The sequence below is a fragment of the Moorena sp. SIO4G3 genome (assembly GCF_010692305.1).
Taxonomy (GTDB): domain Bacteria; phylum Cyanobacteriota; class Cyanobacteriia; order Cyanobacteriales; family Coleofasciculaceae; genus Moorena; species Moorena producens_A.
Genome location: NZ_JAAHIG010000433.1, coordinates 1 through 7033 on the forward strand (window position 1 = coordinate 1; position 7033 = coordinate 7033).

A 7033-nucleotide genomic window follows, 5' to 3' on the forward strand; every position below is an offset into this window, starting at 1 on the left:
TGTTCCCTAAAAATAATTCTACCTATAATCCCAAATCCACAGCAATACGGTGAGCACAAGCAAATCCCGAAAACGCTACTGCATTTAAACCCTGCCCCGGAAAGGTACTATCCCCAACACAATAAAGCCCTGGAATAGCAGTGCGATTAAACGGCATTCCCAACAATCCCATTAACTTGCGGCTGGGAATTGGCCCATAGGTTCCATCCATACGGTTCAAAAATCGTCGATGACTCCGTGGTGTACCCACCTCCATGTAATCCAATCCAGCATCTAAACCAGGAAAAATCGTCTCCAGTCGCTCAATTAAGCTTCCAGCGGCCTCTTCCTTCTTATTTTCGTACTGACGAGGGGATAACCCTTGCCAATCTTCCATCCAGCTCGGGGTAAACGTGTGTAAAATATGATAGCCTTCTGGGGCTAAATTGGGATCAAGCAAGGTTGGAATCGAAACAAAAATAGTCCCTTCCGCATCCTCCATATTTTCCCAGTCTTCTAGGACAATATGGTGACACTCTGTACCAGGTGGTAAAACATCTGCCTTTACCCCTAAATGTAAACTCAAAAAACCCGGTGATTTCTGATAACGCTGTTGCCATTTCCGCTCAGCTGCTGGCATCTGGTCAGCTGGCAGGAATTTCTCAAATGTATCCCAACGGGTAGCATTGGAAACAATTCGTTTTGCTCGATACTCTTTACCATTGACTAGCTGGACACCCACTGCCTTACCCTTTTCCAGCAGAATTTTCCCGACTCGAGCTTTATAAAGAATCTGACCTCCAGCTTTTTCAAATCCCTCCACTAGTTTTTGGGCGATTTTTCCTACACCTCCTACCGGATAATTAATCCCACCGTAATGTCGGTCAGAAAACACCATTCCAGCATTAATCATCGGTGTTTTGTCAGCAGGTACCACAGACCAGCAATAACATTCCATGTCTATAAATTTCAGCAACTTAAGGTCGCTAATATACTTGCGAGCAATGTCTCCCACATTTTGGGGCAGGTACTTCACTAAACCCAAGCAAGCCAAGGGATGCTGGAAAAATACCCTGGTCAAATAGCCAAGTTCTTCCAAGGACAGTAAGTCCATCGCATTCAGGCAATTAAAGACCTTCCAGCATTCATCGTAAAATTTGCGAATCCCTTGGCCTTGGTCAGGGAAGTGAGCAGTAAGTTCTTGCAAAAAATTCTCATACTCTCGGTGGACTTTGAGCTCTAGATCACCAGGCAGATGATAGTGAATCTGCACTGGATCTGGAATTGTTTCCAGACTGACATTGACAGCCTCAAGGGCTCGGGTAAGTAGATTGGTTGTCCCTTCGGTGCCAAACCCAAAAATCATTGATGCTCCCACATCAAAGCGATATCCCTCTCGCTCGAAGTAACCCGAACTACCACCAGGAATGATATAGCTTTCTAGCACCAGCACACTCGCTCCCTTCGCTGCCAACTGAGTTGCGGTTACTAGCCCCCCAATACCAGAGCCAATCACAATAGTATCAAATACCGATTGATTGGAAATGGTATGGGATTGATTGCTTGATGGGCAAGGTTGGGATCCAGCAGTCATGGAATTAGTAATTTAAATAGATTAACTGATGGATCTGAGTTTAGCGTTTCTTGTTGATATAAGAGTTCATTACCAATGCAAAAAAAAAAGTGGGCACCAGCCTGCTGCTGCGTACCGGTCCCACCCGCCTATCCTTAATGAGAGGAGAACACTTATTACTACTATAAGCTTGTTGAAAAATAATGTCAACATAATCAAAAACATTTTTCTTGAAAGGGGAGTGTCGGGAGTGTCGGGAGTGTCGGAAGTGTTAGCTAACCATCCCACCTAGGAGGCTAACAACCAGCCTTGTTAGCCTTACTGGGTGTGGGCGAACCTGTAAGGAAAACTTTTAGGACTTACGCAAATCCCTCAATTTAACGCTACCTGTAGGGTGGGCAAGGTTTTGCCCACCCTACCCATGGATTGTGTGCGTAAGTCCTGACTTTTTGAGAACTAAGGCAATCATGACACCCCGCGCCCCCGCCCACACCCGCTCACCCCCTCAGGTTTATATGTGAGCTGACAGGGTGTTTTTACTTGTAATTGACGACTTGACAGTATTATTGGCATAGTTACAAGCATCCGCAAACCCTTTGAGTGCTGTCTGTATTTTGACAACTTGTATAGGGTTTGCTTGAATCAAGCAAACTATCGTTAATACTGTGTTCATCAATGTAAAACTTGAAACTATCATCAACTAGATTAAGACTTGTGGTTATTCCGAAAAACCCTACTGCCCAATTCCTTTAACACTACCTAATTTGTTTCTCACTAATTCTTATAGTTACTACCTATGACTCTCCAACTACGTGTCTATGTCCCACCCCATCCCCTAGTTAAGCACTGGCTAGGGGTTGCCCGTGATGCCTCGACACCACCTCCATTGTTCAAAAGCGCTATGACCGAGTTGGGACGCTGGTTGACCTATGAAGCAATGCGGGATTGGTTGCCGAATGAAGAACTAACAGTGCAAACTCCCCTAGCGCCGTGCAAGGTAACTATGGTGAACCCAGAAGTACCCATCGTAGTTGTGCCAATTTTGCGGGCTGGACTAGCGCTCTTAGATGGAGCCCAAACGTTGCTGCCCTTGGCATCGGTTTATCACCTTGGTCTGGTTAGAAATGAGGAAACCTTACAAGCCAGTTTTTACCTGAATACCTTACCCAATCAGTTTGACCCAAATACACGAATCCTAGTTCTCGACCCGATGCTGGCTACTGGTGGCACAATGATGTTAGCAATGTCAGAACTGAAAAAACGAGGAGCAACACCAGACTTAACACGGATTATTAGCGTGGTAGCAGCACCACCAGCCTTACAAAAGTTGGGGGCAGATTATCCTAGTTTGACCATCTACACTGGCATGATTGATGAGGAAGTCAATGCTAAGGGATATATAGTACCAGGCTTGGGTGATGCAGGCGATCGCGCTTTTGGAACTTGACCTGAGCAGCAACTAACCCCTATTACCCTCACAGACTTAGACTGCAAATCAAACTGATAGTATCCAACTGATAGTAGAGGTGTGGCCTGGAACACCTCTACCTAGACTTCCTGATCAGGCTTCCAAGGTTCACACTCCCCCCTCGCTTACCAGACCGGGCTTTCAAAGTCTTGTTCAAAAGGCTTCCGATACGATACTATATAATTAAGGGCTGGTACCAAACCCCTTGTCTAATCAGCAAGATCCTCTCAAACTTGATGGGTTAATCTGGATAAAAGCTGCATTTTTAAAATCAAGGGCAACATAGCAACATGAGTCAGCAAGATGGTTTTGCAAGTGGATTCCTGACTGGAGCAGTAGTCGGGGGGTTGGTAGGTGGATTAATCGGCGCTTTGGTTACTGCTGGCAAAAGTAATCAAAACGATGAGGAAGATCAGTCTTTGTTAAATTCGGAGCGCTCAGACCCTAAGGCAATTAGGGCGAGGAGGCGCGAACTAAAGGCAGAAGCAAGCATTGAGGCGGCACGTCAGAGTTTGGAAGACAAAATTGCCCAGCTGAATTCAGCAATTGACGATGTACGTCAACAAGTCAACACAGTGAAAGGTCAAGCTGAGGCAAATACACAGGAACGGGTGCTTGAGCCGTGAAAAAATTTGAAGTAGGTATTTTAAAGCTTTACGAAACTCCCAAGGCTGAAAGCCCCGCGTTTTTAAACCGGCGATGAAAGCCAGTTAGCGACTTTAGTCGCCTAGATGCAATTTCATCAAAAAGGTTGACAATACCTGCGCTAAAGTATCATTTAGATATGGGTACAGGCTGAAAAACCGAGGCACAACCGGGAGAGAGACCCGCAATTGTTTGACCTAAAAGTAGTAATGCCCGGAGGGTAGGGAAAGTCCTCCTTTCTTGATGCAGTCGCTCATGGGGGAAACCCCCAAGACCGCGCTGCATCGCTAAAAACCCAATCATCAACTAACAATTGGTGTGTCAACCCAGCAAGATCACAACTTGAGAGAAAAATGGTACGGCGGGGCACGCCGAAACCAAGTAAAACGGGAAAGTAACGGACTTTATAAGGCACTTTCCAAGCTTGTTACTAAACGCTATCGCGAGACTAGCCCGCTGGGTCTTTCGTGAACTGAACTAGATTCTTGGTCTGGACGGGATTCAGGTTTAGATATTGCCATTTGGACACGGAGGTTTAAGGTCGGTCGTAGATCTAGGAATCCCCGTCTTTTTAAAGCGGGGAGTGTCAATGACTTGGTATTCAGGCACAGGGTGCTCAAATTCGTTAAACTTAACATTAAGATAAAAACTTAGTAAGAAAGCTTATAAATCTATGGCTACAGAACTGTTGGCTAGCACTCTCCAGAGCTTTATCCAAATCTATCTAGTTCTATTAATTGTCCGAATTCTGTTAACTTGGTTTCAAACAATGGATTGGGCGAATCAGGTCGCTTCTGTCTTAAGTCCAATTACTGACCCTTACCTGAATATTTTCCGTTCCTTCATTCCACCCCTTGGAGGTATAGATTTTTCCCCCATACTGGCGATTTTCCTTCTACAAATTTTAGCTGGGGCGTTTTAGCTTAAACGGGGAGAAGCCCCACGTCTGAAAGAGAAGCGTCAGCGTGGGCTTAATCCCCCTTTAAGCTAATCACCGACCGATTTTGTGCCTAAAACCGGATGCCTTAAAACCCTTAAGGATCAGAGGCGTTTTTACATTAGCAGGAACTGTAACCCGGATTTCAAAATCACTGATCCCTTTTGGCACTTCATCAATTGACCCTACGCGACTCCGATTTGGGAAGGTATTATTGCCATTAGCATCGTAGATACGACCAGAAACATCAGCATCAAGCACCATTTTGTTAGTGGGATTCTTGGCTTTACCCTTGATCAGATAGCAACCAGCCTGCCTAGCCGACCCCCCACCAACGGTCACCATGCCTTGCCCGATTTCTGAGGGACACTCCTGGGAAGACAAATCGAAGAGTTTAATGCGGATCACAGCCAAAGCAGGGGGCGCAAATGCCGAGCTGATCACCCAAATCAGACAAGCTACAGCAGTAGCAGTTAACCAATTTCGCAATCCCATAAAGCCCACCAAAAAATTATTAACATTACAGCTACTTTACATGTGACATACTCCCGACGCTGATAAGCACGTTACAGCGCGGGCTTCTTACCAACTCCAGCTACTGCTTAGGATGCACGGTAAGCTTTATTAACGACACGGGATGCCCCTCCGCGCCGGAACAATACAAATCGTTCTAGAACCAAAGTACTGCTGGCATTTTCCCCATCCACAGATAACTTAATCTATCAAGTTTTTTTTCTGGATGGAACCCCATTTCGGTGCTTTTCAAGGTTGCTGTTAGTAGGTGGCGGTTAGCTCTTAATTTGTCTTCCCTACTATTTATAGTATATCACATTGGCATGTGGACGTTCCTCCCCTTGCCCTGCGCTTGATCCCGAGACTGACCCGATAGGGTAAAGTGCGGGGCTTCTCCCGGTTTGGCTAAATTGTAAATAAAATTTAGTTTGAACCACAGAAAATATCGCTAACTATAGGTAATATCGCTGATTTACTAAGCTCTTCAGGGTTTAGGGAGTCGGAAGCCTAAAAATGACTACACCTGATAAGTAGGATAAAAGCGATAGTTATGATTAACACGCTATTATAGTTTGAGATTTGGCGCGCGGGAAATTATTGCTAGCAAAGCGTGACCATTACTAAGATTTGGGGGGAAGGTAGAACTTTTCTAGGGATAACCCTGACCAAACAATACGCGATCGCACTAGCAAAACTCCTAAGGTAATTATTCCCAAACTCACAGCTCTGAGTTGGTGGTTTCCAGTCCAAGCTAACTGTCCAAGGTAGCTCGAACCAATCATCACGCTATGAATTGCAGCTAGGACTAAAGCAGGGATACTCAATAAATGAATCCGTCGCCAAAGCTTGCCCAAACCCTTCTGTAAGCGGTCAAAACTCGTGAGGGCAGCTGGGGTAATCAACACAAGCGCTAAAATTCCTGCTAACAGACCCCACTTATGCTGCGGTAACATAAAGCCCATGGCATCTAACTTCCAGTTCAAGGCATGGTCTAGCCTAAAAAATGTATGAGCGATCGCCAACACAAATGCCCCCACTCCTAAAGCCCGACGATAGCGTAACAGCCCAGCCCACAAACGACTAATCGGACGAGCAATCAAAGCTAACATCAGTAACAGCAGCGCCCCATGACCGGTGTAATCCACCATAGCATCGGTACGCAGAAGGGTTAAAATACCAATCGTGAGGGTAACCCAACCTCCTAGGCGAAACAGCTGGCTGCGCTTGCTAACACTGAGTCTAGATGCAGATACACCCACTCCTAGCATCATGGGCATAGTTCCCAGTCCAAAGGCCAGCATCGTTGCTGCTCCCCACCAGAGATTACCCATTTCCGCTGCTTTAATCTGAGCAGCATACAGGAAGCCACAGGGCATCAAACCCCAGACTCCTCCTAAAAGCCCTGGTGTCCACCAATGAGATTCCCCAGACAGTTTACTCATGGCGACCGTCAGCCGTTGATGCCCAATCCCTTTAGATAGGGGGTGTAATAGGGGCAGACGGGGAATCCAATCGGGTTTAAGCTGCACACAGCCAAACCAAATAAGCATTAAACCAGTCAGAATTGCCATGGCTTGGCGCAATCCACTGCCAATCCCAGCCAACTGACCACTGGCAATCAAGACTGAACCCATACCCCCAAGTGCAGCTCCGACGAGAGCATAACTAATTGTTCGTCCTAAGTTAAGTAGACTATGAAAACCCAGCTGATGGAGCCACTTTGGAGACTTTTCCTCCTGCTGAGATAGGGAAAATGCCACTGCCAGAGGTCCACACATCGCCACACAATGACCAAAACTCCCCAGAAACCCTAGGGTCATGACCAGCAGCAAATCTAAAACCATTCCGTGCTTATGTTCATTAACTGTAAACTATGATAAATATTATCATTAGTCATTTATCCTTATTGTGAACTTAT

Annotated in this window: 7 protein-coding genes; 3 read left to right on the plus strand and 4 right to left on the minus strand. The window is 45.9% G+C overall.

All coding sequences use genetic code 11. The features are described from left to right. Positions 1–22: 22 nt before the first annotated feature. The gene (gene crtH, locus F6J99_RS39070) at positions 23–1573 is read right to left on the minus strand and encodes a carotenoid isomerase (RefSeq protein ID WP_293121442.1); all 1551 of its coding nucleotides are present in this window, start codon (positions 1571–1573) and stop codon (positions 23–25) included. Between the two features lie 775 nt (positions 1574–2348). Between crtH and upp the strand changes: the two genes are divergently transcribed. Together upp and F6J99_RS39080 are read left to right on the plus strand one after the other, a co-directional pair. Further along, a complete protein-coding gene (upp, locus tag F6J99_RS39075; protein WP_070393008.1) occupies positions 2349–2999 on the plus strand; it encodes a uracil phosphoribosyltransferase in 651 nt (216 codons plus the stop codon). A 311-nt stretch (positions 3000–3310) separates the two neighbouring features. Continuing rightward, on the plus strand, positions 3311–3646 hold the full coding sequence (locus F6J99_RS39080) for a hypothetical protein (protein WP_293121444.1): 336 nt from the start codon (positions 3311–3313) through the stop codon (positions 3644–3646). A gap of 148 nt (positions 3647–3794) precedes the next feature. Here the strand turns inward: F6J99_RS39080 and F6J99_RS39085 are convergent, their stop codons facing one another. After that, positions 3795–3950 carry a hypothetical protein gene (locus F6J99_RS39085; RefSeq protein ID WP_293121446.1) on the minus strand — a complete coding sequence of 52 codons (156 nt, stop codon included), beginning with the start codon at positions 3948–3950 and terminating at the stop codon, positions 3795–3797. Positions 3951–4338: 388 nt separating this feature from the next. Here F6J99_RS39085 and F6J99_RS39090 point away from each other — a divergent pair, with 388 nt between their 5' ends. After that, the gene (locus F6J99_RS39090; RefSeq protein ID WP_070393010.1) at positions 4339–4587 is read left to right on the plus strand and encodes a YggT family protein; all 249 of its coding nucleotides are present in this window, start codon (positions 4339–4341) and stop codon (positions 4585–4587) included. A 69-nt stretch (positions 4588–4656) separates the two neighbouring features. Here F6J99_RS39090 and F6J99_RS39095 read toward each other — a convergent pair whose 3' ends face one another. Both F6J99_RS39095 and F6J99_RS39100 read right to left on the minus strand, forming a co-directional pair. Next, positions 4657–5097 (minus strand): hypothetical protein, encoded by a 441-nt coding sequence (locus tag F6J99_RS39095; RefSeq protein WP_293121448.1) that lies wholly within the window; start codon positions 5095–5097, stop codon positions 4657–4659. A gap of 638 nt (positions 5098–5735) precedes the next feature. Continuing rightward, complete coding sequence (locus F6J99_RS39100) at positions 5736–6959, minus strand: sulfite exporter TauE/SafE family protein (RefSeq protein ID WP_293121450.1); 1224 nt, start codon at positions 6957–6959, stop codon at positions 5736–5738. Positions 6960–7033: the final 74 nt, after the last annotated feature.